Origin of the sequence: Sinorhizobium chiapasense (genome assembly GCF_036488675.1) — a bacterium.
Classification (GTDB): domain Bacteria; phylum Pseudomonadota; class Alphaproteobacteria; order Rhizobiales; family Rhizobiaceae; genus Sinorhizobium; species Sinorhizobium chiapasense.
The window spans coordinates 214,042-240,519 of the sequence record NZ_CP133152.1; the positions used below are offsets into that span (position 1 = coordinate 214,042).

Sequence of the window (26,478 nt, forward strand, 5' to 3'; positions counted from 1 at the left end):
ACGAGGTGAGCGAATCATGCGGGAAACGGATTTCGTCAGCGGCTTTGCGCGCGGCCTGAAGGTTATCGAGGCCTTCGGAGAGGCGCAGCCGCGCCTGACGATTGCAGAGGCTGCGAAGATCACCGATCTCGACCGTGCGACGGTGCGGCGGTCGCTGCTCACGCTTTCCGAGCTTGGCTATGCCGACTACGACGGCAAGTTCTTCACACTGACGCCGAAAATCCTGCGGCTCGGCCACGCCTATCTATCGGCGACACCGCTGCCGGCGCTCGTCCAGCCCTATCTCGACCAGCTTTCGGAAAAGGCCGGTCAGAGCGCCTCCGCCTCCGTGCTCGACGGCACCGAGGTGGTCTATGTGGCGCGCGCCTCGCAGCGGCGGGTGATGTCGATCAACCTGATGCCGGGATCCCGCCTTCCCGCCTATTGCGCCTCGATGGGCCGGGTACTGCTGGCCGCGCTTCCGGAAGCGGAAGCTCGGGATATTCTCGCGCGCACGGAGCTCAAGGCCAATACGCCGCACACGAAGACCGATCCGGAAGAGTTGATCGAGGAACTGCGCCGGGTTCGCGAGCAGGGCTATGCCGTGATCGACCAGGAGCTTGAACTCGGGCTTTGCTCGATCGCCGTTCCCTTGCTGAATGCGCGCGGACAGGTGGTCGCGGCACTCAATATCGGCGCCCCGGCCGCCCATGTTGCTGCCGCCGAATTGGCGGAGCGCTACCTGTCTTTGCTCAAAGAGACGCAGGCGGCATTGCGGCCGCTGGTGCAATAGGCGCGATCAAGGGGCATTAGGGCAAAAAATGCCATGTAGAACCGCTCCTCCGCTGCCGCCTCATCAGGCCATGTCCGCCCTTATGCTGCATTGCGGCAAATATCGCTCCGTCGGCCATGAATTCACCAAAACTTCGCGACAGAACGCTATTGCGGGTTGTCCGTCGGGAACGGAATACCTCTGCAAGCGGCAAGTCGGCCGGCATCACCTCCCAATGTCTGGCGAGACCTTCAACGGGGATGACAGAACATGAAAGTTGTAGTCGAGAACACGGTCTGCTTGAACACGGGCGACGCGGCGATTCTTTTCGCGATCAGGCATATCCTGAAATCGATATTGGGCGAGAACGTAGAATTTCTTGTGTTCGACAGCCAGCCGGAAGTTGCCGCGCGACTGTATCCGAAAGAACAATATCCCGACATCGAGCTTCGCAAACTCCCGTCGGAATCGATCTTCAAGTACAAATACGACGACAACACCGTGAAGAATGCGCTGAAGCAGGTCTACAACCAGGCTGCGTTCCAGGCGCTCCGCCATCTCGGCAGCGGCAATTATCTCGATCGCCGCTTTTTCAGTGATGAGGACCGAAAGAGTCTTGCGCTCTACAAGGACGCCGATCTGGTGATCACCACCGGAGGCACCTATCTCGTCGAGAACTATTCACTCGAGCGGCGCATCAACCAGTTCAAGCTCGGCGAGATGCTCGGCAAGAAGACGATCTTCTTCACCCAGTCCCTCGGCCCGTTCGAGAAGCCTTACAACCGCCGGATGCTGCCGCCGATTTTCGCCCGCAGTCCGCTGATCCTCCTGCGCGACGCGCGGTCCCGCAACCAGATCCTCGATCTCGTCGACGATCCGTCGAAATGCCATGTGGTCGCCGATTCGGTCTTCGCGCTTGCGGATGTCGAGCGGATCAAGGCGCTGCTGATGATCGGCCGTCCGGCACCGAGCGGCCGCGTCGGCATCTCCGTGCGCCACTGGCATTACGTCCAGGGCGGCGACGGCGGCATGGGGCGGTACATCGATTCCGTCCGCGAGATGGCGACGAGGCTCGTGCGCGATCACGGCAAGAAGGTCACCTTCATTTCGACCTGCCAGGGCGTGCCGGAATATGCGCATGACGATTCGAAGACGGCGAAGCTGATCGTATCGGGGCTCTCGCCCGAAATCGCCGAGCACGTGTCGGTCGACGCGTCGTTCCACACGCCGGAACAGTTGATGGCAATCGCCAGAGGGCTCGATTTCGTCGTGGCGACGCGCATGCACATGATGATCATGTCGCTTTGCGTCGGCACGCCGGTGCTGCCGATCGCCTACGAGTTCAAGACCAAGGAAGTCGCCAAGCGCGTCGGCGTCGACGATGTGCTGCTCGATATCGATACGGTGACGCCGGAGGAGGCGAGCGGCAAGCTCGACCGCTTCGTCGCAAACCTCTACCATTATCGCGAGACGAGCCTCAAGGCGGTGCTCGAGGAGCACGCCTCGGCAATGTCGGCAGCGGACCTCATCCGTCCCCTAATCGAAGGCTTAGCGGCGAATGGCGCTCATGGCCTTCGAAAGGATGTCGAACAGAACCTGGCGCGGCTGGCGTAGGGCGAGCGCGAAGACGAGCGCCAGTCCGTAGTTGAGGCAAATCGCGGAAGCGAGGGCGAGGAAGTCCGAGCTTCCGGTCAGGGCTTCCGGCAGCAGCCGGTAGCAAATCCAGGCCGCCAGGGCCGACACGAGAAAGAGGCCCTGGACGAAAAGGAAATCCATCGCCGATACCGGCCCCACCCGCCGCAGCAACCAGGCAAGTACCGGAACGCGCAAGAGGTAGCCGCTGATGGCATAGGCGGCGGCGACACCGATCGCGCCCCATTGCAGGCCGACGACGAAGGAGAGCACCGTCGTCAGCGACGAATATATGCCCCAGCGGAACATCGTCTTCGTCTCGCCCTGGCAGATGAAGATCCAGCCCGTGGTGCTCGAAACCGGCTGCATCAGGCTCGCGATTCCAAGCCAGGCGAAGATCGGCGCGACCGGCAGCCATTTCTCACCGAAAAGGATGCTGACGGTTGGCTCGGCGGCCGCAGTCAGCGCCGCAATGCCGGGCATGGTGACCGCGGCGAGCAGCCAGTTGGTGCGCATGTAGATATCGCGAAACCGGGGCTTGTCCTCCTGGATGCGGCTCATCAGCGGGATCATCACGCGCGACAGAGGCTGCGTGATGTTCTGCAGCGGGAACAGGAGAAGCTTGTAGGCCCGGTCGTAATAACCGAGCTCGATCGGCCCGGAATACTTGCCGATCAGGACGTTGTCGAGGTTGCGCGAGAAGAAGTTGACGAGGTTGAAGCCGGTGAGATTGGCGCCGAACGAGATGATGTCGCGGTCGATCGCGAAGGCCGGACGCCCCGGCATCCAGCGCGTGGCCCACCACGCGGCCATGAGGGCGACCGCCGCAGATGCCGCGGGGCCAATGACGAGCGACCAGTAGCCCATCCCGAGATAGGCGGCTCCGGCAGTGACGAGAAGGCCCACGACTGCGGCATAAACATCGTTCAACGCCAATTGCCCGAACTTCAGGTGCCGGTTCATCAAAGCGAGCGGGAGCGCGGCCAGGCTGCCGAGGAGCAGCGGTAGCGCTGCGGCAATCGCAATCGCCGTCATGCGCTCGTCGCCGTAGAAAACGGCAATTGCCGGCGAAAGCGCGACAACGACGAGGGTGCAGATCAGGCCGACGAGGGTGCTGATCCAGAAGACGTGATTGAGCTCTCTCTCTCCGATTTCCTTGCGCTGGATGACCGCCTGCTGAAGCCCGAGGTTCTGGAAAAGCCCGACGAAGGCGACGACCGGGCTGACCGATGCGACGAGGCCGAAGTCCTCCGGTGCCAGCAAACGTGCGAGCACGACGACGGAGACGAACTGGATGACCATGCGAATGGCCTGGGCGCCACCCGTCACCAGCCCGCCACGAAGCGCGAGCCGACCGAATTGGATGTTTTCTGCGTTCAAGCGACCTGCCTCGACTAGGGCAATTCCAGGACAAGCGGTAACTCGTCCGGAATTGCGTCGTTTCAAAGAGTTGGAGCGTTTCTCTGTTCCGCGAACTGTGAATGTTCTGGATCGCGCCGATTTCGGGTCGATCGCCCCAAATCGTAAATCGCGATCGATTCTAACGAGTTAGAGCGATGGAAGCGGAAGTCGCACGATCTCCTTCCGCTCTGGCGATCCGGCTGACGATTTCGGCAAAATCATTGTCGAGCGCCGCCATGTCGAATTCGGCCTCGACCTTCTTCCTTGCCTGCAGCGCTACGTCCTCGCATTGCTCGGGATGCTCCGCGACAAAGCGCAGGCGGCTTGCAAGCGTCTCGACGTCTCTTTCGTCGGCGAGGAAGCCCGTCTTCTGATCCTCGATCAGTTCGGGAATGCCGGAATGGTTGGAACTTACCACGGTCAGACCGGCCGCCATGGCCTCCATCAGCGCCACCGGTATGCCTTCGACATCGCCGTTCCTGGCCGTGACGCTCGGCAGCACGAAGGCGTGCGAGCGCCGCAGCCACTCCTTGACGTCCTGATGGGCGAGGCTGCCGAGGAAGGAAACCTGCTCGGCGATGCCGAGTTCCGAGGCGAGCGCCTCCAGTGGTTGCCGCAAGGGACCGTCACCGATGATCGTGTAGTGCCAGGCGAGTTCTGGCGCGACGGCACGCAGTCGGGCGAGCGCGCGCAGCGCGTATTCCACGCCCTTTTTCTCGGCCAGCCGGCATACTGAAATCAATTGCAGCGGAGAGCCGCGCCAGGATTTCCACGCATAGGGAATCTTCTTGAGATCGATCCCCATGTGGTGCACGGCAACCTTGGCTTCCGGCGCTCCGGCTTCCACCAGAACGCGGCGAAAGAAGCCATTCACGGTCAGGTTGAGCGCGCCGTATTCGAACAGATCATTGTATCGGCCGAGGCCCCGCTCGTAGAGCGGCACCCCTACGTCGTAGCCGTGGAAGATCGTGACGATCGGCGGCTTCAGCCGCTTCCATTTCTTCAGCCGCGCGGCGCGAGCGCCGTTGTGCCCGAAATGCGCGACGAGGACATCGCATTCATTCAGGCGGGCAACCGACGACATGTCGAGCGCGGTCGAGACCTTGTCGCGAAGTTTTGCCGGCAGCCGCTCGATGACCGGACGCGTGCGCCCCGCCGCACCCCACCAGTCACGGGTTCGTGCGAGAAGGGTGGCGAGCGGCTCCTGCCGCCGATCCGCGAAATTATAATCCGATATCCCGTTGCAGACGACATCGACCTCGAAGCCGCGATGCAACAGGCCGGCCATCTGGCCGATGACGAAGGTTTCCGAAAGCGACGGAAACTGACCGACTATGAAACCGATGCGCATGCTTACCGGTCTCAGGAGGCCTTGAGCGCAGAGGCGCGGCTCGCGGCAGCGCGATCGAGAACCTCGAGGAATGCCGCAAACTGGCGGGCAGGCTGCATCAGCGGGCGTTCGGCGAATTTCGAGGCCGCTGCCGACAGCCGTTCATATTCGGCCTCGTCGCTCCACAGACGACGGATCGCGCCGGTCCATTCTTCGAGCGGTCCATCGTGGTCGAGAAGGATGCCGCCTTCGCCGATCGCTTCCGGCAGTCCTCCGCGCGTCGATCCGACGACCGGAATGCCGCTGCAATGCGCCTCGGACGCTACCCGTCCCCAGGCCTCTTCCCATCTGCTCGGCGCAAGCAGGATCTTCGTCCGCCCGTAAACGGTCTTCATGTCGCTGGTGCGGTTTTCGAGGCGCACGTTCTTCAGCGGCGCGATGATCTTCTCGATTTCCGCCCGGTGATCGTCGGCGAGCTTCCAGCTTTCGACGAACAGGAAAGGAATGTCGGGGCATTGCTCGGCGATGCGAACCGCCAGCTCGAATCCCTTCTCCTTATAGGGATTGATGAAGGTCACATATTCGCGCGTCGTCGGTGTCTTGTAGGTTTCAGGATTGATCGTCGGCGGGATGACAACCGAGTCGATGCCGTATTTCTGCTTGTAGGTCCGGGCGGTAAATTCCGAATTCGCGATGTAGTGGGCGGAAGTCAGTTCCCTGAGATCGCCGGCGAGTTCGTGAAATTCGACGTTTCTGAGATAGATCACCAGCGGCACATTGTGCACCTGCAGCGCCTTTCCGATCGGGACCGATTTGTGGCACTGCACAACGGCGACGTCGGGACGGAGCTTGTTGACGGCGAAGGTTGCCGCTTCCCAAGGGTGCCAGGCCCGAACGACGGGATAGCCGGGAAAGCTGTCCATGACGCCGCGCTCCCCGGACAACTTAAGCCTGACGCGCGCCTTGAAGCCGAACATGCCGTCGCCGAACAAGGCGGCCAACACGCCGGCCTCGTGACCGCGGTCACGCAACTGCTGGACGAGGTGGTGCGTGCTCGACTGAACGCCGCCGCTGAATTCCGGATAATAACCGTTTCCACCGGCAAACAGAACCTTCATACCGCTTCTCCTTCATACAGGCATTTCGCCGTGACCGCTACAGCCGCGCGTCTGACAAGACGCGCAAAGGACGCTGTCGCACTTTGAATTGCTGCATGTTTTTATCCTCAAAGCGTCTGCGATTTAAGGAAACATGCAGTAGGTTGGCACCTCACCCGAAGGGGCGAGGCGAAACGCATCAACTCCAGAATGACGGCAATTGTTGGGTCGGTCGCCCCTGGGTCGGCGCAACCTGCGATATCAGGCCGCGCCCGAGCAAAGGCCACGGGGCTGGCGCGGGGGTGTGCGAGTTTCCGAAAACATGTCGATCCAGCCGCAAGAAAGCAGTCCTCCACCGAGCAGGGTGACCGTGCGAGACAGGCGCGCAGCATTGCTGCACTGCAACAGAGACTGTCACGGCAGGAGCGGATAGTCAATCGATGCTCGCCCATTCGATCTAGCTCGCATGGAGTACCGGCACATGCCCCGAACCGCTCGCTTGACGCCGCGGCCTTTCGCGCCTCAAATCGCTCCCACGACTTAAAAAGAACAACGGCGGGTGCATCATGGCAGATGACGAACCGATACCGGAAACGAAACTGACGTCCACCAAGCGGCAGTGGGCGGCAGGTGGCAAGTTCCTCACGGGGCGCGTCGCGCGCCCGGAGACCGACCGACTGCCGCCTGGCCAACATCTCGTCAAGGACTGGCCGGTTCTGGATCTTGGACAGCAGCCGCACATTGCGCTGGAGACCTGGCGGCTTGACCTGACCGGCCTCATCGAGACGCCGTTGTCACTCGACTGGAAGGCATTCCAGTCCTTGCCGCAGAGCGACACTCTCTCCGACATACATTGCGTGACGACCTGGTCGCGCTACGACAACCGCTGGCAGGGCGTGCTGACGCGCGACCTCATCGACCGGGTGATGCCGAAGCCCGAGGCGGAATATGTCGTGCTGACGAGCTACGACGGCTATACGACCAATCTTCCGCTTATCGACTTCGCTGCAGAGAACGCGGTTCTCGCGACGCGTTGGGAAGGCGCCCCGATCAGCCGTGCCCATGGTGGCCCAATGCGCCTCGTCGTGCCGCACCTCTATCTCTGGAAAAGCGCCAAGTGGCTGACGCGGATCGATTTCCGCGCTGCCGACATGGCCGGCTTCTGGGAGCGGAACGGCTATCACATGCGCGGGGACCCGTGGCTTGAGGAGCGCTATTCCGGCGATTGATGCGCCGCCTTCGGAAATGCAACCGGCGAATTTTGGTGCTACAGTCGCCGGTTGAGGGCATCGTTTTGCGGGCAATCATTCCATTTGCGGGAGGAAGGCATGCGCAGTCTGAGCTTGAAGAGCCAGTCCTTTGCTTTGATATTCACGCTTGGCGCCGTTTCGCCGTGGACGGCGCAGGCGGCGTCGCCGGAGCCGGTAAAAGCCGAGCACGGCATGGTGGTTACCGCCCAGCATCTCGCCTCCGATATCGGCGTGGAAGTGATGAAGAAGGGCGGCAATGCCATCGATGCGGCGGTCGCGGTCGGCTATGCGCTCGCGGTCGTCTACCCGACGGCAGGCAATATCGGCGGCGGCGGTTTCATGACCATCCGCTTCAAGGACGGCAAAACGACCTTTCTCGATTTTCGCGAACGCGCGCCGCTCGCCGCCACCAAATCGATGTATCTCGACGACAAGGGCAATCTCGTCAAAGGCTTGAGCACCGAGGGCTATCTCGCCGTCGGCGTGCCCGGCCCGGTGATGGGTTTCGAGCACGCGCGCAGCCGCTATGGCACGCGCCCACTGCAGGAGCTGATCGCGCCGGCGATCAAGCTCGCCAAGGAAGGCTTCTTGCTGGAGCAGGGCGATATCGACTCGTTCGACGGTGAAACAGAGAGGCTGGCGGAGGATCCGGCGGCAGCGGCGATCTTCTTGAGACCTGACGGCAAGCCCTTCGCCGTCGGCGAGAAGCTGGTTCAGGCAGATCTTGCCGCCTCGCTGTCAAGCATCGCGGAGAAGGGGCCTGACGCCTTCTACAAGGGTGCGATTGCCGACGCGATCGTCAAGGCGAGCGCGGAAAAGGGAGGCATCCTCGCCGAGAAGGATTTCGAGCAATATGCCGTTCGAGAACTGGAACCGGTCAAATGCAACTATCGCGGCTATGACATCGTGTCCTCGCCGCCACCATCGTCAGGCGGCGTCATCATCTGCGAGATCCTCAACATTCTCGAGGGTTATCCGCTTTCCTATCTCGGCTACGGTTCGGCCGAGACCGTGCATGCGATGATCGAGGCCATGCGCCATGCCTACGTCGACCGCAACACCGCGCTCGGCGATCCGGACTTCGTTGAAAATCCGGTCGGGAAACTCACCGACAAGGCCTATGCGAAGGAAATCCGCGAGAAGATCGAACCGTTCAGGGCGGGCGTCTCGCAGGCGCTGATGCCGGCGGGTTTCACCGAGAGCAAGGAGACGACCCACTATTCGATCATCGACGACGAGGGCAATGCCGTCGCCGTCACCTATACGTTGAACGGCTCCTTCGGTGCGGGCGTGGTGGCGCCCGGAACCGGGATCCTGCTCAACAACGAGATGGACGATTTCACCGCCAAGCCCGGCGCGCCCAATCTCTACGGCCTCGTCCAGGGCGAGGCGAACGCGATCGCGCCGGGGAAGACGCCGCTTTCCTCGATGAGCCCGACGATCATCTCAAAGGACGGCAAGCCCTTCATGGTGATCGGCAGCCCCGGCGGCGCGCGCATCATCACGATCACGCTGGAAGCGATCCTCAACGTCATCGACCACGGCATGAACGTCCAGGAGGCGGTCGATGCGCCGCGCCTCCACCATCAATGGCTGCCGGACAAGGTGTTCATGGAGCCCTATGCGCTTTCGCCGGATACCCGCAAGCTTCTCGCCGCCATGGGCCATGACGTCGAGATCGACGAAAGCTGGATGATCTGGGGACAGGCAACCGGCATCCTCGTCGGCGGAGAAAAGCTCTCCGAGATCGAGGCCGGCGGCGGCGCCCGCTACAACGGCGCTGTCGACAGCCGCATCGGGGCAGGCGCGGCGAGGGGGTATTAGAGCGGGATGAGGAAAAGTGTGTGCGGTTTTCCGCCCGCATCCCGCGTCTCAACTTATTAGAATCGATCACGTTCATGATTCGGTCGATTCGACCTAAAATCATCGTGATCCAGAGCAGGCATTATGTCCTGAGCTTTGCCCGCCTGACCCGGTACTCAACGCGGCCATCGGGAAGATCGCTGCGCAGCAGGCCGTAAATTGCGGTGTCCCAGCGTTCGTCGCCGACTTTCACCGACGAGCGCCGCACGCCTTCTTCGATAAAGCCGAGGCCGAGATAGGTGCGGATTGCCGCCCCGTTAAAGGTGTAGACATTGAGTTCCAGCCGCTCGAAAGCAGGAACGGCAAAGACACGCCGAACGACGAGCGTCAAGAAGGCGCCGGCGAGCCCTTGGCCGCGAAACAGGGGATTGACGGCGACGCGGCTGAGCCGGGCGACACCGTTTTGCCAGTCGAGGGCGACCTGCGCGTGGCCAGCAACGACCCCTCGCACAAGGCCGGAAAAGATCCAGCGCTTCGGCTGCCGTCCGGCCGTCTCGGCGACCATGGCATCGATCTGGTCCTTGTCGAGCGGAAAGCGGACATCCGGGCCGCCCCATTGAATGAGGGATCGCAGCGTCGGAAACCAGGTCGGCAGGTCCCGGGCATGGTCTTCCGCGAAATCTTGGAGCTGTAACTCTGGTTGGGCCATGGCGTTCGGCGTGAAAACGTTGGTTAGGCCATTCTCGGTAACGATCGGCGAAAGTAAAGCGGCCGCTTTTCCTCGCGCAGCGCTCAGCCCTTCGGTATCGCCACTCCAGCCGCCTCGCGGATCGTCTGCATCAGGATCGAGAGCGGCAAGGACGGGATCGCGTCAGTGCGCATGGTGAGCCCGACCGGCCCCCTGGTCTCGCTGGTGTCGATCGGCAACGTCGCCAGAAGACCGTCGTCGATATCGGTTGTGACGACGCCGGTCGAGATGATCCAGATGGCATCGCTCGAGCGCACGAAGGCGCGGCCGAAGGAATCGGAAACGGTCTCGATCTGGTTCGGCAGGCTGGCGATGCCATTGGCGATCAGGAAGCCTTCGACGAAGGGGCGAATGATCGAGGCGCGGGTGGGCATCAGAACCGGATAGTCCCCGAGATGGGCGAAGATCGACTGCCTGCCGGCCAGCAGCGGGTGGCCGGCGCGCACCACAAACACCACCTGTTCCGAATAGAGGTGCTCGAAGGAGAACCCGGTCATCTTCTCGGGTGCGGCGAGCCTGCCGACGACGATATCCAGGTCACCGACCCGCAACTGCTCCAACAGCACCGCATTTTCGCCGGTAACGATCTTGATGCGCGCGCCGGTTTCCTCCTTGAGAAAGAGCGCCATGGCGCGCGGCATGACGCGGGTGGAAACCGTCGGGAGGGCGCCGATCCGGATGGGCGGGCCGTCGCCGGAACGTTCCTGCGAGACCGAATCGAGCCCTTGCCGGAGCGCCGTCAGCGCCGCGCCGGCGTGGCGGAGAAAGACCTCGCCGTAGCGGGTGATCCTGATGCCGCGTCCCTCGCGCTCGAATACCGCGACGCCCAGCACCTCCTCCAGTTCGCGGATCGTCTTGGTAACGGCCGGCTGGCTGACATGTAAGAGTTCGGCCGCTTTCATCACGCTCTTCTGGCGTGCGACCTCGACAAATGTCTGCAGATGGCGAAACTTTACACGAGCGTCGATCATGAGATCCATAACCTACGAGTTAATGGAAAGCCACGAAATATCATTTTACCTAACCAGATCAAACATCCAATTTGGCGACGGAGGAGATCTGCTGTGCAATTCGCCCGTATCAACGACATCACGATTCATTATCAGGTGATTGGTGCGACGGGGGAAAAGCCTGTCCTTGTCTTCGCCAATTCTCTCGGCACGGATTTCCGCATCTGGCGCGATGTCGTCGTCCGGCTTGCCGGCGAGTTTGCGATCGTTCTTTACGACAAGCGGGGCCATGGCCTTTCCGATGTCGGCCAGGTTCCCTATTCGATCGAGGATCATGCGACCGATCTTGCCGCCCTGCTCGACCTGCTTTCCGTCCGCCAGGCGATCGTCTGCGGGCTTTCCGTCGGCGGCTTGATCGCGCAGTCGCTCTATCAGCGCCGTCCCGATCTGGTGCGTGCACTCGTGCTTTCGGACACGGCGCACAAGATTGGCACGGCGGAGATGTGGGACGCGCGCATCGCCACGATCGAGGCACACGGCATCGAGGCGATTGCCGACGCCGTACTCGAGCGCTGGTTCACGCCGGCTTTCCGGCGGCCGGAGAATGTCGCGTTCACCGGCTATCGCAACATGCTGATCCGGCAGCCGGTGGCGGGCTACATCGGCACCTGTGCTGCGGTTCGCGATGCCGATTACACGGAGGCGGCCAAGAAGATTGCCGTTCCCGTGTTGTGCGTCGTCGGGGAAGAGGACGGTTCGACGCCGCCCGACGTTGTGCTCTCGACGGCGCGGCTCATCCCCGGTGCACGCTACGAGGTGATCCGCGAAGCCGGTCATATCCCCTGTGTCGAACAGCCGGAGATCCTGACCGCGATTCTTCGGCCATTCTTCGAACTCGTCATGCATGGAGACAGGAAAGATGAGTGACGCCTCCGCGCCCTCCGAGCGCTATCGCCAGGGCATGGCGACGCGCCGCGCCGTTCTCGGCGACAATCACGTTGATCGGGCGCAATCGGCCTCGACCGACTTCGATCGCCCCTTCCAGGACCTGATCACCGAAGCCGCCTGGGGCCATGTCTGGTCGCGCCCGACCTTGACGAAACGGGAGCGCTCGATCGTCACCATCGCGCTGCTGGCGGCGCTCGGGCAGGATGAAGAGGTGGCGATGCATGTCCGCGCCACGGCCAACACCGGCGCGAGCCGCGAGGATATCCGCGAGGCGCTTCTGCACGTGGCGATCTACGCGGGCGTGCCGGCGGCGAACCACGCGATCAAGATCGCCAAGCAGGTCTGGGATGAAATGGATGCCGGCAGGGCGGCCTGAGAGGAGCAACGACAATGTCGGACAGACGGAACCATCAGCCCGAAACGGGCGCCTTTTTTCAGCGCGACCGTGACTGGCACGCGCCGGCCTTCACCCCCGGCTACAAGACCTCCGTGCTGCGCTCGCCGCAAAAGGCGCTGCTTTCGCTCGACGGCACGATCTCCGAGATCACCGGCCCTATCTTCGGCCATTCGATGCTCGGCGAACTCGACAACGACCTGATCCACAACTTCGCCAAACCCGGCGAAAGCGCGATCGGCGAGCGCATCATCGTGCATGGTCGGGTGCTCGACGAGCGCGGCCGTCCGGTGCCGGGTGCCTTGCTCGAATTCTGGCAGGCGAACGCCGGCGGGCGCTATCGACACAAGAAGGAAACCTATCTCGCGGCTCTCGATCCGAATTTCGGCGGCTGCGGCCGGACGATCACCGACGACGAAGGCTATTATTTCTTCCGGACGATCAGGCCCGGAGCCTATCCCTGGCCGAACGGCGTCAATGACTGGCGGCCGGCGCATATTCATTTTTCGATCTTCGGGCACGGCTTCGCCCAACGACTGATCACCCAGATGTATTTCGAGGGCGATCCGATGATCTGGAAATGTCCGATCGTCAACACGATCCCCGACCGTCGGGCGATCGAGCAACTGATCGCGCCGCTCGACTGGGCCAACACGATCCCGATGGACGCCCGGGCCTACAAGTTCGACATCTTACTGCGCGGCCGCCGCTCGACGTTCTTCGAAAACCGGCCGGAAGGCAACTGAGGGGGCAACGATGGTTCAGGATCTTGGCTACCTCAAGGAAACCGCCTCGCAGACCGCCGGGCCTTACGTCCATATCGGCCTGACGCCGAACTTCTGCGGCATATCGGGCGTCTATAAGGCCGATCTCGGCACATCGATGGTCAACGACAAGACGCTTGGCCAACGCATTACCGTCAGGGGCCGCGTGATCGACGGAGCGGGAATGCCTCTCAGGGATGCGCTCGTCGAGATCTGGCAGGCGGATGCTAGCGGCCTCTACAATTCGCCCTCGGAAACGCGCGGTACGGCCGATCCGAATTTTACCGGCTGGGGCAGGTGCCCGACGAGCGCCGAGGACGGCGTCTTCACCTTCGAGACCATCAAGCCGGGCCGGGTGCCGTTCAAGGACGGTCGCCTGATGGCGCCGCACATCACATTCTGGATCGTTGCGCGCGGGATCAACATCGGTCTTCACACCCGGATGTATTTCCCGGACGAGGGGGCGGCGAACGCCGAAGATCCGCTGCTTGCCCGTATCGAACATCGCCTTCGCGCCGCGACGCTTGTCGCCGCGGGCGCGGCGCCTAGTTATACATTCGACATTCATCTCCAGGGCGAGAAGGAAACGGTCTTCCTGGATATATGATCATCGCGTGGCGTCATGCCCGCGTTGCTTCGTGCCTTTGACGTCGCTGTTCCCGCCTCGCGCAGGAACACGGGATCCTGGAGATGTGGAATGACTTACTCGGCCTTTGATCATCCCTATCTTTCCGGTCTTCTTGGTGACGAGGCCGTGGCGGCGGAGTTTTCCGCTGCGGCCGATATCCGCGCCATGCTTGCCTTCGAGGCGGCGCTCGCGCGGGCCGAGGCGGAACACGGGATTATTCCGCGTTCTGCGGCCGATCGTATCACCGAAGCCTGTCGCGCCTTTTCCCCGGACGTCGTGGCGCTCCGCCGCGCGACGGCGGCCGACGGCGTCGTCGTTCCGGAACTGGTCCGGCAATTGCGCGCAGCGGTTGGGGGCGACGCGGCGAACCACGTGCATTTCGGAGCCACCAGCCAGGACGTCATCGACACCAGCCTGATGCTGCGATTGAAGGCGATCGCCGAACTCTTCAGCTACCGCCTCCGCGATGTCGTGGCGGTGCTTGAGGAATGCGACCGGCAATGGGGTTTTCGTCCGCTGATGGGGCGCACCCGCATGCAGGCGGCGATCCCGGTCACGGTTTCGGATCGCCTGCGTGCCTGGATCGAGCCGCTCCTCGACCACCAGGACCGCCTCGAAGCCATGGACCGCGACCTGTTCGCCGTGCAGTTCGGCGGCGCTGCCGGCACGCTCGACAAGCTCGAGGACAAGGCGGAGGCCGTTCGCGAGACGCTCGCCGAGGAGCTTGCGCTGGTCGATTGCCCGCAATGGCACAGCCAGCGCTCGGCGGTGGCGGATTTCGCCAATCTGCTGTCGCTGATCACCGGCAGCCTCGGCAAGTTTGGCCAGGATGTGGCGCTGATGGCGCAAACCGGCGAGGAGATCGTGCTTGCCGGCGGCGGCAGTTCCTCGGCCATGCCGCACAAGCAGAATCCGGTTGCAGCCGAAGTGCTTGTCACCTTGGCGCGATTCAATGCAACCCAGCTTGCGGGCGTGCATCAGGCGCTCGTCCATGAGCAGGAACGCTCCGGTTCAGCCTGGACGCTCGAATGGTTGATCCTCCCGCAGATGGCCGGCGCAACGGCGGCCGCCACCAGGCTTGCGGCAGAACTGGCGGGCAATATCAGGCGCTTGGGCGGGGCGTGAGCGGCATTCCGGCCACTGCATGGTTCCTTAAATCACCTGCAGTTCGCCGGCGTTTCACGATCCGAAACTCCTGCGATAAGCGGCCGGCGAGGTGCCGAACCTGCGAACGAACGATCGCCGGAAGGCGACGTCGTCGGTGAAGCCGATGTCCGTGGCAATCTTCTTGAGCGGAATGTTGGTGTCTTCGGCGAGCCGCCGTCCCGCTTCCAGCCGCATGCTTTCGACGTAATCGGCCGGCGTCATGCCCACCTCTTGCTTGAATTGCCGGGAAAAGTTTCGCTCGCTCATGCCGACGCGTCTCGCAATCGCGGCAACAGTCAAGTCGGCGGCGAGGTTGTCGGCAATGAAGTCCTGGGCCGAGCGGATGGGCGTCTTCTGGGCGATCTGTCCGGCGAGCAGCGTACTGAACTGCGTTTGTCCCCCTGGTCTCTTGAGGAAAACGACCAGTTCGCGCGCGACCTTGAGAGCGATCTCCAGGCCGAGATCCTTCTCGACGATGGCAAGCGCCAGGTCGATCCCGGCCGTTACGCCTGCCGACGTCCAGACGTTGCCATCCTTGGTGAAAATACGGTTGGGCTCGAGCTTGACCTCGGGAAAACGCTTGGAGAACTCTGCGGCCTGGGACCAATGCGGTCCGACGATCTTCTCGAGGTCGACGCAATATTGCTGCTCCTTCGCGACGCGAGCGACGCCATCCGGGCGATCCGCTTTCTGAAACAGGCGGCCAACTTGCCGGAACACGGGCTTTTCATCGGTAAGCTGGGCTCGGTATTCGTCGTACCCGGCGCCGTGGCGCGATGTCCGGAAGATTGGCGCAAGGAAGTGGCATATGAAATGATGAAGCTTGGCATGATCGTGGCGGAGCTCCCGTACCGCTTTCTAATCGGCAACGAGCTCGACGGCGCTGACGGCAAGGTAGCCGCAGGTCCGAGCCTCGTTCAGCTTGTCGCCGCGCGTATGCATGCGCGCCACATCGCCGCCCTTACCAGGCGGATCGATCCGGAGCGCTGTTACCAAGCCGAGTTCATCGGGTGACGCCTCTTGCAGCGACGATCTTGGCGCGCTTGCTATCTTAGGACTATCAATCTGTCGCATTCGGCCGATCGGGCGCAGCGGCTGCTCTCGTTTTCAAGGCCAAAGCTTGCGGCGGCACAAAGAGGATTGGGACGCATCGGCGTAACACGGTCGCGAGAAAATCGGAGACCGTCAATTGGGCACGAAAGATCGCGACCGCCGCATGTGCCGTGAAGATTTGGCGTGCTTTGCCGAAATCCTCTCCAACCCCCGCGGCCCAGGCTCGGACGACTGCTGTCTGCTTGAATTCATGGAGCTTCGGCGCGACCGGGTGAACGGCGACGAACCGCACGTATTCCCATGCCGGCCACCGTTTCCCGAGCGATTATAGCAGCGGTCCGATATTCTCCTGTGGTCCACGCTGCAGTCAGCTCCGTCGCGGTGGTGCGCCAAGAGGCAAGGCAGGCAAACAGCCCTTCATAATATTGATAATTTCTGTAGAAATAATTATCAAACCGCGAAACCATTGTCCGTGATGAGCGTTTGTGCAGGGACTTCGGGTCGGTCTTGGCGGACGCCTTACGCATTCCGGTAGTTGCAAGGGACAACGGATGAAGGACACGCGTTTGCTTTATGATGTCGCTGTCGTCGGCTCGGGATTTTCAGCGATCGCGGTGACGATCAACCTGCTCCGCCTGTTGCCAGCCGCCACGTCGATTGCGGTCGTCGGTGATGACCCCGGGTTTGGAAGGGGCACCGCCTATCGGACGGAATTTTATGTGCATCGCTTGAATGTCCCTGCCGGGCGCATGAGCGTCTTTCCCGAGAAGCCCAACGATTTTGTCGAATGGCTTGGGGAGCATATGCGGCAGGTTTCCGCGGACGGCTTCGCCTCACGCGGAGACTACGGCCTTTACCTGCGCGACCGGCTGGCATCGTTGTTGCGTGGTCAAGAGCGGCCCGCGAAGCTTGACTTCATCAAGGCCAAGGCGACGGACTGCGTTCATTGCAGCGAGGCAGGACTTGGCTTTCATCTCGACAACGGCACCCAACTGAGCGCGCGAAACGTTGTGCTCTGTCTCGGCATCGGCAATGCCGATCTGCCGCTCGCAGCGGAGAAAATCGACGCCGGCGCCGAAAGTCGCATCGTGCGCAATCCCTGGCGGCTGAGCTGGCCTTCGAAGGTCGGCCCGAGCGACACGATCTGCATTCTCGGGTCCGGATTGACGATGATCGATCAGGTGCTTGCCTTGCGGGTTCACGGCCACAAGGGGCGTGTCCGTGTGCTATCGCGCCGCGGCCTCCTTCCGCATGCGCATCCGCCGGCCGACCGCCGGGCCGCGGCCGTCGAGCCGGAGCTTGGAAGTTCGCGAGAGATCAGCGCCCTGCTTGCGGGCTTTCGCAAAAAGGTTCGCAACGGCACCGATTGGCGCGGTCTGATGGACGGCCTGAGACCGGTAACGCAAAAGCTGTGGCAGGAACTGACGAAAGAGCAACGTGCCCGGTTCCTGCGCCATGGCCTGGCGTGGTGGAACGTCCACCGCCACCGCATCGCCCCGCAGATATCATCGCGTTTCGAAGCCTTGAGAAGAGATGGCATCGTTACCGTCCACGCCGGTTTTCTGGAGGCGATTGAGGATGGGCCTCGCGGCGCATTGGTCTCCTATCGGGAAAGGCAAAGCCGCCGGCCCCGATCGTTCAATGCGGATTGGATCGTCAACTGCACTGGCATGGAGCGGGCTGGCGTCGCGCATTCGCCGCTGCTTCGGGAAATGCAGCGGCAGGGGCTGATTGGTCCCGACGAGCTCGGACTCGGCCTTTCTGTCGACAAGGATTCCCGTGTGCTTGATCGGCAGAAAGAGCCGCAGCCAGGCCTTTACGCGGTCGGCGCCTTGACGGCGGGCCAGTTCTGGGAAATCACCGCGGTCCCGGATATCCGGGTCCAGGCGCAAGACGTGGCAAGTGCGATCGCTTCGACTTTGCCGGCTTGATAATCCGCGGTTGGCCCGCGGCCTACCATTTGAACGCACGGCGCTCTAACTCAAAAGCCGTTCCCGCTCACGTTCATAGTAGCGCTCGAGCGACGGCAATTCTGTCTTGAGCTGATCGAACAACGGGTCATCAGCGGCAACCGCGCCGCGATACTTCGCTTCGAGAAAATGGCGATGGTGTTGGAGCGCGGCCTCATTGGCGCCATCAGCGACCGTGAATACCGGCGAGACCTCGCTTCGGCCCTTGACCGTGATCTGGTCGATTTCGGCGGTCGGAAATCTCGCCGCCGCAAGCTTCGCCGTCCGCTCTCCGAGGAGCAGCGAGATGCCATAGTCCTTCGACGCTCCCTCGAGGCGCGAGGCGAGATTGACCGCGTCGCCAAGCGCCGAGTAGTCGAAGCGGCGGGCGGACCCCATGTTGCCGACGACGCATTCGCCCGTATTGATGCCGATGCCGATGCGCAAGGTCTTCGGCGGGCGTCCTGCCGCTGTTGCTTCGGCTTCCAGTTCCGCGTTGAGGTTTGCGAGAGCCGCGAGCATGTCGCGCGCCGCCTGAACGGCGTGGATGGCGTGGTCCGGATCGTCAAGCGGGGCGTTCCAGAAGGCCATCAGGCAGTCGCCGATATATTTGTCGATCGTGCCGCCGCGGTTGAGCACGGCCTCCGAAAGTGGGGTCAGGAGCCTGTTGATAAGCGTCGTCAGCCCCTCCGGATCGTCCTTCATGTCCTCAGAGATCGTCGTGAAGCCGCGAACGTCACAGAAGAGGATCGACAGCATGCGCTTCTCGCCGCCGAGCTTCAGTTGCGACGGATCCTGGGCCAGCCGTTCGACGAGTGCGGGCGAGAGATATTGCGAAAAGGCGCGCGTGATCTCTCGTCGCTGCCTGCGCTCCTCGGCATAGTCGAGCCCCGCCTGTCCGACCGCAACCCCGAGAAAAGCCAGTCCGGGGCCGAGCGGCGAGACGAAGAAATAACCGAGGCGCATCAGGGCATAGCTTGCCAGGAAGATCAGGGTGAGGGCAGCGGCGCCGTAGCCGAGTGTCCTCCAGCTTGTCGATTTGGAGACTGCCAGAGCCGCGGCTAGGCCGGCGAGGATTATCGCCGGTATGGCGATCGTCGCGCCGGCCTGCTTGATGAACAGCCGGTGCACGAGATTGTCGTAGATCGTCGCCTGGACTTCGGCGCCGGCGACGAGGCCGCGCGAAAACACCGTGTCGGAGATGGCAAAGGCATCGACTCCGCCGGCGGCGAGCGACGGTGCATTCTGCAGGCTCAGACCCACGATGACGACGCGATCCCGAAAGATGCCCTCCGGCAGGAAATTTGCCGGATCGAGCGCCTGGTAATACGAAACGGTCGGATAGGTGCGCGCCGGGCCGAAGGTCTGCATCAGGGCCGTCGTCGTCGTCGGCGCCGGGTCTGCTCCAGCGATGGTTGCGAGCGTCACCGCGAAGCCGTCGGCATAGGGCGGAATCTGTCTGAGCGTACCATCGCCGCTGAGATTGACCGAGGCGATGCCCACTTTCGCGCCCGTCTCCGTGAAAAGCGGCAGCGGTTCGGTGCGGACGAACTGGTCGGCCTGTGGCGTCTCGATCACCGACTGGTCGCCGGCAAGCACGATGTCGGGCCCGAGGACTGCGGCCAGCGCCGCATCGTTTTCCGCGGCGGCGGCCGGCTCGGCGAAGATGATGTCGAGCGCAATCGCCCGGGCGCCGGCGCGCCTCAGCGATTCGATCAGGCGCGCGTGCAGGGCACGCGGCCAGGGCCATTGGCTGCCGATTTCTGCCATCGAGGGCTCGTCGATCGCGACGACAATGGGGCCATCTTCGGGGAGCGGGGGGCGGCCGATGATCGAGAGATAGTCATAGGCGCGCAGATCGACGAGCGACCAACTGCCCGTCAGCGAGACAAGCGAAACGAGGGCGGCAACGAAGGCGGTCAAGGCGGCAAGCTTCGTCCGGCGCGCGGAGCGGCGAATTCGTTCGACTGCCGCGGAAAAGCGTTTTGGGACGAGCGCTGGAGCGGGGGCGTTCATCAGAACCGCACTTTGACGGTGCCCTTGACCGTGGGACCCCAACCGGGAAGGCCGTCTCGCACCTCGAATTCCTCGTCGAGCAGATTGAAGCCGGCCAACTCGACTTCCATCCGCTTGTCGAAGGGCTCCCATTGTAGCGAGGCATCGAGCGTCCAGAAGTCGTCCAAGGTCGTGATGCCGCCGAAACGCTCGCCAATATAGTTTGCCGCCACCGTCGTCCTGACATTGGCGGTGCTGACCCAGGTCAGTGCCACCTGTCCGGTGTTGTCTGGCAGGAATGGGAGGTCGCCACTGCTCCCTGTCGAGAGGTCCTCGCTTTCGGTGTGAGCAACAGTCGCCGACAGGCCCAGGCCATGGCCGAGTGCCATGTTGGCCGTCAGCGCCACGCGGTCTACTCTGGCCTTGTCGAAATCGAACTCGCTGGGCGCGAACAGAATGGAAAACGGAATCGCAATCGAGCCGTTGCGGATTTCCTGATGCTGATAATCGACCGCGGTGAAAAGCCAGTCGCTCCACTCTGCATCCCATCGTAGAGCGAGGGTATCGGCATAACCCTCCGTGCCGATGAGGAACTGATTCGGTTGGAGACCGACGATGCCGACGGGCGCCAGGGTGGCGGAGCCGAAATTATAGCCTTCGCGCTGAACGGCTGCGCGCAGCCAATGGCCCTCGGCCGGCGCCCAGGCGACACCGAGCTTCGGTTCCAGCCGGATATTGTCGTCGTTGACGTCCTCGATGTAACGGGCAAAGAGCGCGCTCTCGACCTTCAGGTCCGGCGTGACCTCGTACAGGCCGTCGACATAGGCCTTCATGACCCCTGTGGTGGCGGATAAACTCGTGGAGCTGAACGGCGTCGGAGGAGGGATAAGGTCATAATACTCCGCCTGCGCTTCCGATCTGACGGCGCCCGCCTCAATGCCATAGCGCCACGTCAGGTCACCGTCTCCGTAAAGGTGGCTCAACGCGCCGATGTAGCTCGTTTCCTTCTGCTCACTCCTCAGGTGCACAATATCGGGCAACGGGATGTCCGATAAAACCAGCTGCGAGGCTTGATCGACCTCCCGATCGCTGAAGAAGAACGCGGCATTGGCGATATTCTGATATGCAAATGTATGACTCCAGGCGACGCCGGAGATCAGGCTCGAGCCGCCGTCGTTGTTCAACTGGTCGGCGGTAAATGGGAATAGGCGCGGATGCGGAATGTCGAAAATATTCCGGCTGTCGTCTACGTCCGCCATACTCAGGAAGGCGACCACCCTATCGTCGGGCGTTGGCGTTGCGGTCAGATAGCCGCTGCCGCTTATCAGGCGTGACTCACGATCAACCTCAAGGCTGCTTCCGAGGTCGACGGTATCGTGCGGCTCCGTCCATTGCAAATTGCCGAACACGCTGATCGGGAATGGTGAGAAGGTGAATCCTCTGACCTCGGCTTCACCGATCCAACCGGCGCGATCCTCGTCAGCCACGACACCCCCGCCGAGGTCGACTTCGAAGAAGGGGGTTTGAAAAAGGTCGGCCGCGCGTGCGCGGTCAGCCAGCATATGCGGCTCGATCAAAAGCCCCTGGAAGAAGGCCGAGAAGCTCGATGGATTTTGCGAATTGGCGATCGGACTGCCGTCGAAATCATATGCATTAAACAGGGGATTGACGCTGCCGCGGATTGCCTGGTCCACATAGGCCGATCCCGCAAACGGATCGAACACGGCATCGCCGTAATATTGGCCCCAGGCGTCGAGGCCCTGCAGGCGAAAGGCGTTGTTGAGCGTCGAGCCCGCTTCCTGATTTGCGCCCAGAGCTGCCGTGTCACCACCTTGGGCGCGGGTGCGCCGCATGGTTTCCTGGGCATAGCGGATGGCCGCATCCGCATCATACTCGTCGATCGCAATTATCGTGCGCACCTGTGAGACGACAGGATCGTTCGGATCGAGCCTGTCGGCATTGTCGAGTGCCTGCGCGGCGGGTACCCGGTCGCCTTTTTCATACTGCGCCGCCGCGAGCAGAAGCTGTGCGTTGGAATAGGCGGGATTGGCCGTCGAGCCGGCGAGCAGATCTTCGATTGCCTTGTCCACGTCGCCGTTCTGCAAGTGATAGCGGCCGCGCGCGACGAGTACCAGATCGAAGGACGGATCGATGGAGAGGGCGGTATCGAGTTCGCGCTTGGCCTCTTGGAGACGCAACTCGTCCATGTATTGCACCGCCAGATTGGCGTGATAGAGCGGATCCTGCGGATCGAGTGCGATTGCTTTCTTCAGCGCGTTCTCGGCTGACCGATTGTCGCCGCGGTGACCCTGGATGAGCGCGAGGGAGTTCCAAAGAGACGGAGAGCCAGGCGCCGTGTTCAGGGCGTGCCCGACGTCGGCGAGTGCCCCTTCCTGATCGTTGTCGATGTGGAGGCGGTAGTTGGCGCGAGCTTCGAGTGCGGTCGGGTCATCCGGATCGATCGCCAGCGCGCTTTCGATCCCGTCGCGCACTTCGTCGCGCTCATCGAGCAGCATGGCGAAATGCGCGCGCGCGGCGGGCAACGTCGGATCGTCCGGATGCTGCCGTTCCGCTTTTTTTAACGTTTCGATGGCGGCGCGGATATCGGTGCGGAAGCCCGCCGTCCAAGCTTCGGCGAGCGCGCCGTAAGCGCCCGTCGCCTGACGAGGCGGGTTTTCGACGCGGTCGGGATCGGCGAGGGCACGGGCAAAGTATCCGCCATAGGCGGCGATGGATCGGCGCTTGGCATCAAGGCCGCGCTCGGCCTCGGCGAAGAGCTTCGCGGCATCGCCGTATCGGTTCTCGGCGCCGGCGATGAGCGCATCGACAAGCGTTGCGCGTGCCGCCTGCGTTCGATCGAGGCCTTGCCGTCGCGCCTGCGCAAGCGCGGCCTGCGCCTTCTGCCGGCCGTCGAGTGCCAGATAGATTTCGGCCAGGGTCAGCCAGTCTTCGGCCGAGCGGGAGGCTTCCGGCTGGCCTTCGATGCGTGCGCGATAACGCCGCATCTCGGGCACTTTAAGCGATGAGGCAGGCATCCAAACGAAGGCGTCGCGCAGCGACAGATGGAAAAGCATCTGCTCGCGGTCTTTCGGCGTGATGATGACGATCTTCGTCGGCGCGCTGCCAATCGAGGCGACTGCGCCTTCGCCCTGCTTCACGGTTACGCTGCCATAAGCATTGCTGAGCTCGACAACACCCTCGAGAACGACCAGCGAGGTCTTGCCGTCGCCGCCAACGGTCAGTGTCCAGTCGGTGCCGCGGATGGCCGCGGTTGCGGCAGGCGTGTCGATCACCAGGCCTTCGCCGCCACGCTCGGCGCGGGCCCAGATCGTGCCTGATTGCAACTCCAGCTTAGAGTCGCCCGCGCCGATCTGTTTGACGCGCAATGCGGTGTTGCGTCCGAGCCGGATCTGCGTGTGGTCGCTGAAGAGGACGGCGAGCGCGCCTACCGCATTGGTGCGCAGGACGTCGCCGGGAAGCAGGTCCTGGGCGAGGTCAACGACCCGCCAGTTGGACACGTCGACGAAGCGCACCTCCTCGCCGGATTTGCGGGCGATGACGGAGCCGGCTGGGGGCGCCTGGCGCGGAATCGGTTCGGCAAGCGTCGAGCACGGCGCAAGCAGCACCGTGGCGGCAAGCATGACCCCCGATAACCATCCCCTCATTGCCGAGTCCCACCCTCGTTCTTGCGAATCCAGTGGATTTTCGGGAGAAAAAAGTCAAGTTCCCTGTGGCACGGCGGCTTTTTTTATCGCTACGGTGTATTAAGAGGGAAACAGTGCGAGGGGGCAGGTTTAAATGGGGATTAGCGAAAACGTATACAGCATAGACCTTTCGGATGAAGTATTACCGCTGGAGCTAGGGCCAAGCGCCTATTACGACCACATCCGGAAGATCAATGACGTCTTTTACGACCAAATAAAGATGTCCGACCAGAAGGCGGCCTATATTTTCACCTTCATGTTTGCCTTCCTTATCAGTTCGGCCGAGGGAAGAAACGTGTTCACTTGGCAACGCTATCTCGGCGATGATCCATTGGCGATGATTCTATCCGCATTGCTGGCGCTTGCTTCAATCGTTTCGATCATTGCGGCGATCCTCGTCGTCCTGCCGCGAAAGAGCGCGACGTCGACGACACTATTCTGGGGCGGCTGGCTGTCGCATCGCGACACGTTTCGGAAAGCGGCGGCAGGCGGTGAAACGGCCTATCTGTTTCAGCAATATATCGAGAATGCTGACGCCCTCGCGTCGATCGCGTGCAGCAAATACCGCTTCGTCAATATTGCTTTTCGGGGATTGATCGTCACGGTGCTTGCCTATGTGGCGATCCTGGCGACCGGCTGACATCGGCCCTGCATCATAGGGGGCGGCGATCGCGAGGGCGGCCTTTAAGCAATTTGAATAAAAGGCATGCCGGCGCGATAAGAAACCTGAAACTGGTGACACGTAATGGTTGTGCATGCGGTGGTTGTTTTGGATCGACATACCGCAGCCGCAGCAAGTGCAATCGTGTCTCCAGAGGATTTCATTTCGATGCTTAAATCAATCACCAATGTTGCCAGCTTCTCGCTTCAGTCTATGAAAATAAACTCCATTCTGTCGTCGCAGATTGCTTTCCCCAACAAGGGCATTGGCGTGGGGAATTTGCTCGCAGGAACAACGAGCAAGAATTTATCGCAGCTTCTGACAAGCGTGCCATTGAGCGCGAGCGCTCGCGATCAGCTAAGCAAGAACTTGTCTAAGCTTGCAACCAGTCCGGCGCTAACCGCCAGCGCGAGAGACGCGATTCTTGCCCTGCAAAAACAAATCGGAGCGGGAAATGCCAAGGCGGTGACAAACGCCTATTCGAAGTTCTGACGCTTCGAGAAGGCCCCTCCCGCTTGTGGGGAGGGGTCTCGTGCGCGCAGGTGCGAGCGCATGGCGCGACTTGGCATGGTCGCAGTCCACCAGGCGAGGCCGTCCATCGCCGATCTCGGCCTTGAAACGCTCGCTGATGAGCTTGGTGAGACGCCGCCGACGATCGTGTGGGGCGCCGACGTCAGTCGAGGCCACGGCGCCGGCGCCAGGCGAGAGGTCGTGGTCGCGATCCTGGTGACCGGCTAGCGTTGCTTCCCGGCGGGCTGCGGGACAGGGCCGCAGCCAAATGCCGGCCGCTGAACGTTGTGGAAAACCACCGGATTGGAGCGGAAGGGGCTTCACTGCCCGGCGTTGCCTTGGAAATGCCCAATCGCCGTCTAAGCATCCAGCCCCTACCGCCTGCCTACCTTTCCCATACCTGTTGCCGGCCGGTCGAGCCAGAGCCACCGTTGCCGATCCCGATAAGGAGACCATGAATGAAGAAGTATTTTGCCGTGCAGGCGTCCGTCGCGGCGCTGGTTTTCGCGGGGACGATCGCTGCCAATGCCGCCGACGTCCCAAGTTATCCGGCTCCCGCTCCGGCGCCGGCGGCGGAGGCGGATCTGCATGGCGGCGTGAAGATCGGCTATCTCGACTGCAACATCGGCGGCGGCGCCGGCTATGTGCTCGGCTCGGCCAAGGAAGTTGATTGCGTCTTTCGGTCCACCCTCGCCGGCGAGGCTTCGGATCACTATGCTGGCGAGATCCGGAAGCTCGGAGTCGATGTCGGCTTCACCACGCGTAGCCGGCTGATCTGGGCGGTGCTGGCGCCGACCGCCGGTTATCACCGCGGATCCTTGGGCGGCATCTACCAGGGTGCTTCGGCCGAAGCGACCGTTGGCGCCGGCGTCGGTGCAAATGTGCTTGTCGGTGGCACCGCCGGTTCGATTCATCTGCAGGCGATCAGCGTAACCGGCCAGCTCGGGCTCAATGTCGCTGCTGCCGGCACGTCGATGACGCTCAACGCTGTCAACTAAACCATTCTGCAGGGGAATCGCGTGGGGGCAGCCGTTCGTTCTTGTCTGTTGGCAGCTTGCGTGGCGGCATTGCCTGCTGGTGCGCGCGCCGAATGGCAGGCGGTCGAGAAGGTACGAACCTATGCCGTTTCGGGAGAAACCGGTGCCGAGCTCTATGCGTCGATCGGCGAGCGGGGGCCGAAACTTGGCCCGGTTCGCGCGATCGCGCATACGGATTTCAAGCTGACCTGGACCCGCAAATACGAGCCGCAGGGTGACGCCTGCGTCCTTTCGACGGCGCAGCCCAAGCTTACGATCACCTATATGCTGCCGAAACCGGCAAAGGCATTGCCGGAGGGGGCGCGGAAGAATTGGGAGACGTTCATCGCCGGCGTGCACAAGCATGAGCAGGTGCATGGCGATTTCATCAAGGACATGGTGCGCCAGATCGAAAGCGCGTCAGTCGGCCTTATGGTTCCTGATGATCCGGCATGCCGCAAAATCAGGACCGAGCTGACAAAGCGCCTCGGCGCGCTTTCGCTCGCGCAACGGCAGCGCAGCCGCGATTTCGACAGGGTCGAGATGAGCGACGGCGGGAATGTTCACCAACTCATCCTGAAGCTGGTGAACGGGCAGTAGATCACGATGTTTTTTGGAGTCGAATCGACCCAAACGTGATCGATTCTAGAGCAATTCCAGGAAAAGTGTGTAACGGTTTTCCGTCCGGAATTGCGTAATTTCAAATAGTTAGATCATTTCACTGTTTCAAAGAAACAATGAAATGATC

24 protein-coding genes are annotated in these 26,478 nt (G+C 62.1%); 16 read left to right on the forward strand and 8 right to left on the reverse strand.

Annotated features, from left to right (window positions below; translation table 11 throughout):
* Positions 1-16 precede the first annotated feature (16 nt).
* Complete coding sequence (locus tag RB548_RS25690; protein WP_331376583.1) at positions 17-772, forward strand: IclR family transcriptional regulator; 756 nt, start codon at positions 17-19, stop codon at positions 770-772.
* Between the two features lie 249 nt (positions 773-1,021).
* On the forward strand, positions 1,022-2,365 hold the full coding sequence (locus tag RB548_RS25695) for a polysaccharide pyruvyl transferase family protein (RefSeq protein WP_331376584.1): 1,344 nt from the start codon (positions 1,022-1,024) through the stop codon (positions 2,363-2,365).
* Here the strand turns inward: RB548_RS25695 and RB548_RS25700 are convergent.
* The 3 genes from RB548_RS25700 to RB548_RS25710 all read right to left on the reverse strand — a co-directional run bounded on the left by RB548_RS25700 (position 2,300) and on the right by RB548_RS25710 (position 6,232).
* Entirely contained in the window at positions 2,300-3,763 is a 1,464-nt protein-coding gene (locus RB548_RS25700) for a lipopolysaccharide biosynthesis protein (RefSeq protein WP_331376585.1), read from the reverse strand. The two genes, RB548_RS25695 and RB548_RS25700, sit on opposite strands and share 66 nt — an antisense overlap.
* Positions 3,764-3,923: 160 nt before the next feature.
* Complete coding sequence (locus RB548_RS25705; protein WP_331376586.1) at positions 3,924-5,135, reverse strand: glycosyltransferase; 1,212 nt, start codon at positions 5,133-5,135, stop codon at positions 3,924-3,926.
* A gap of 11 nt (positions 5,136-5,146) precedes the next feature.
* Entirely contained in the window at positions 5,147-6,232 is a 1,086-nt protein-coding gene (locus RB548_RS25710; protein ID WP_331376587.1) for a glycosyltransferase, read from the reverse strand.
* A gap of 545 nt (positions 6,233-6,777) precedes the next feature.
* Between RB548_RS25710 and RB548_RS25715 the strand changes: the two genes are divergently transcribed.
* Together RB548_RS25715 and ggt are read left to right on the forward strand one after the other, a co-directional pair.
* Positions 6,778-7,440, forward strand: coding sequence for a sulfite oxidase-like oxidoreductase (locus tag RB548_RS25715; RefSeq protein WP_331376588.1), 663 nt, complete (start codon positions 6,778-6,780; stop codon positions 7,438-7,440).
* 99 nt (positions 7,441-7,539) lie between these two features.
* A complete protein-coding gene (ggt, locus tag RB548_RS25720) occupies positions 7,540-9,285 on the forward strand; it encodes a gamma-glutamyltransferase (protein WP_331376589.1) in 1,746 nt (581 codons plus the stop codon).
* Positions 9,286-9,406: 121 nt separating this feature from the next.
* Here ggt and RB548_RS25725 read toward each other — a convergent pair whose 3' ends face one another.
* Both RB548_RS25725 and pcaQ read right to left on the reverse strand, forming a co-directional pair.
* Positions 9,407-9,973 (reverse strand): GNAT family N-acetyltransferase, encoded by a 567-nt coding sequence (locus RB548_RS25725; protein WP_331376590.1) that lies wholly within the window; start codon positions 9,971-9,973, stop codon positions 9,407-9,409.
* A gap of 83 nt (positions 9,974-10,056) precedes the next feature.
* Complete coding sequence (gene pcaQ / locus RB548_RS25730) at positions 10,057-10,983, reverse strand: pca operon transcription factor PcaQ (protein ID WP_331376591.1); 927 nt, start codon at positions 10,981-10,983, stop codon at positions 10,057-10,059.
* A 93-nt stretch (positions 10,984-11,076) separates the two neighbouring features.
* Between pcaQ and pcaD the strand changes: the two genes are divergently transcribed.
* The 5 genes from pcaD (at position 11,077) to RB548_RS25755 (ending at position 14,821) form a co-directional block, all read left to right on the forward strand.
* Complete coding sequence (gene pcaD, locus RB548_RS25735) at positions 11,077-11,889, forward strand: 3-oxoadipate enol-lactonase (protein WP_331376592.1); 813 nt, start codon at positions 11,077-11,079, stop codon at positions 11,887-11,889.
* Positions 11,882-12,286, forward strand: coding sequence for a 4-carboxymuconolactone decarboxylase (pcaC, locus tag RB548_RS25740; protein WP_331376593.1), 405 nt, complete (start codon positions 11,882-11,884; stop codon positions 12,284-12,286). Before pcaD ends, pcaC begins: the two co-directional genes overlap by 8 nt.
* 14 nt (positions 12,287-12,300) lie before the next feature.
* Positions 12,301-13,050 (forward strand): protocatechuate 3,4-dioxygenase subunit beta, encoded by a 750-nt coding sequence (gene pcaH / locus RB548_RS25745; RefSeq protein ID WP_331376594.1) that lies wholly within the window; start codon positions 12,301-12,303, stop codon positions 13,048-13,050.
* Positions 13,051-13,060: 10 nt separating this feature from the next.
* Positions 13,061-13,675 (forward strand): protocatechuate 3,4-dioxygenase subunit alpha, encoded by a 615-nt coding sequence (pcaG, locus tag RB548_RS25750; protein ID WP_331376595.1) that lies wholly within the window; start codon positions 13,061-13,063, stop codon positions 13,673-13,675.
* 90 nt (positions 13,676-13,765) lie between these two features.
* Positions 13,766-14,821, forward strand: a complete 1,056-nt coding sequence (locus RB548_RS25755) for a 3-carboxy-cis,cis-muconate cycloisomerase (RefSeq protein WP_331376596.1) — start codon at positions 13,766-13,768, stop codon at positions 14,819-14,821.
* A 54-nt stretch (positions 14,822-14,875) separates the two neighbouring features.
* Here RB548_RS25755 and RB548_RS25760 read toward each other — a convergent pair whose 3' ends face one another.
* Entirely contained in the window at positions 14,876-15,562 is a 687-nt protein-coding gene (locus tag RB548_RS25760; RefSeq protein ID WP_331376597.1) for a GlxA family transcriptional regulator, read from the reverse strand.
* On the opposite strand from RB548_RS25760, the gene RB548_RS25765 reads away from it, so the two are divergent.
* Together RB548_RS25765 and RB548_RS25770 are read left to right on the forward strand one after the other, a co-directional pair.
* On the forward strand, positions 15,551-15,856 hold the full coding sequence (locus RB548_RS25765; RefSeq protein WP_331376598.1) for an NADPH-dependent FMN reductase family protein: 306 nt from the start codon (positions 15,551-15,553) through the stop codon (positions 15,854-15,856). The genes RB548_RS25760 and RB548_RS25765 overlap by 12 nt on opposite strands.
* Before the next feature lie 590 nt (positions 15,857-16,446).
* Complete coding sequence (locus tag RB548_RS25770) at positions 16,447-17,826, forward strand: FAD/NAD(P)-binding protein (RefSeq protein WP_331376599.1); 1,380 nt, start codon at positions 16,447-16,449, stop codon at positions 17,824-17,826.
* Between the two features lie 45 nt (positions 17,827-17,871).
* On the opposite strand, the gene RB548_RS25775 is transcribed toward RB548_RS25770, so the two are convergent.
* Entirely contained in the window at positions 17,872-19,860 is a 1,989-nt protein-coding gene (locus RB548_RS25775) for a CHASE2 domain-containing protein (RefSeq protein ID WP_331376600.1), read from the reverse strand.
* Entirely contained in the window at positions 19,860-23,504 is a 3,645-nt protein-coding gene (locus RB548_RS25780; protein ID WP_331376601.1) for a FecR domain-containing protein, read from the reverse strand. Before RB548_RS25780 ends, RB548_RS25775 begins: the two co-directional genes overlap by 1 nt.
* Positions 23,505-23,637: 133 nt before the next feature.
* On the opposite strand from RB548_RS25780, the gene RB548_RS25785 reads away from it, so the two are divergent.
* The 5 genes from RB548_RS25785 (at position 23,638) to RB548_RS25805 (ending at position 26,330) form a co-directional block, all read left to right on the forward strand.
* Entirely contained in the window at positions 23,638-24,183 is a 546-nt protein-coding gene (locus tag RB548_RS25785; protein WP_331376602.1) for a Pycsar system effector family protein, read from the forward strand.
* A gap of 105 nt (positions 24,184-24,288) precedes the next feature.
* Positions 24,289-24,696, forward strand: a complete 408-nt coding sequence (locus tag RB548_RS25790) for a hypothetical protein (RefSeq protein ID WP_331376603.1) — start codon at positions 24,289-24,291, stop codon at positions 24,694-24,696.
* 60 nt (positions 24,697-24,756) lie between these two features.
* Positions 24,757-24,942 (forward strand): hypothetical protein, encoded by a 186-nt coding sequence (locus tag RB548_RS25795; protein ID WP_331376604.1) that lies wholly within the window; start codon positions 24,757-24,759, stop codon positions 24,940-24,942.
* A 230-nt stretch (positions 24,943-25,172) separates the two neighbouring features.
* Positions 25,173-25,712 carry a DUF992 domain-containing protein gene (locus RB548_RS25800; RefSeq protein WP_331376605.1) on the forward strand — a complete coding sequence of 180 codons (540 nt, stop codon included), beginning with the start codon at positions 25,173-25,175 and terminating at the stop codon, positions 25,710-25,712.
* A 60-nt stretch (positions 25,713-25,772) separates the two neighbouring features.
* The gene (locus tag RB548_RS25805) at positions 25,773-26,330 is read left to right on the forward strand and encodes a DUF922 domain-containing Zn-dependent protease (protein ID WP_408642478.1); all 558 of its coding nucleotides are present in this window, start codon (positions 25,773-25,775) and stop codon (positions 26,328-26,330) included.
* Positions 26,331-26,478: the final 148 nt, after the last annotated feature.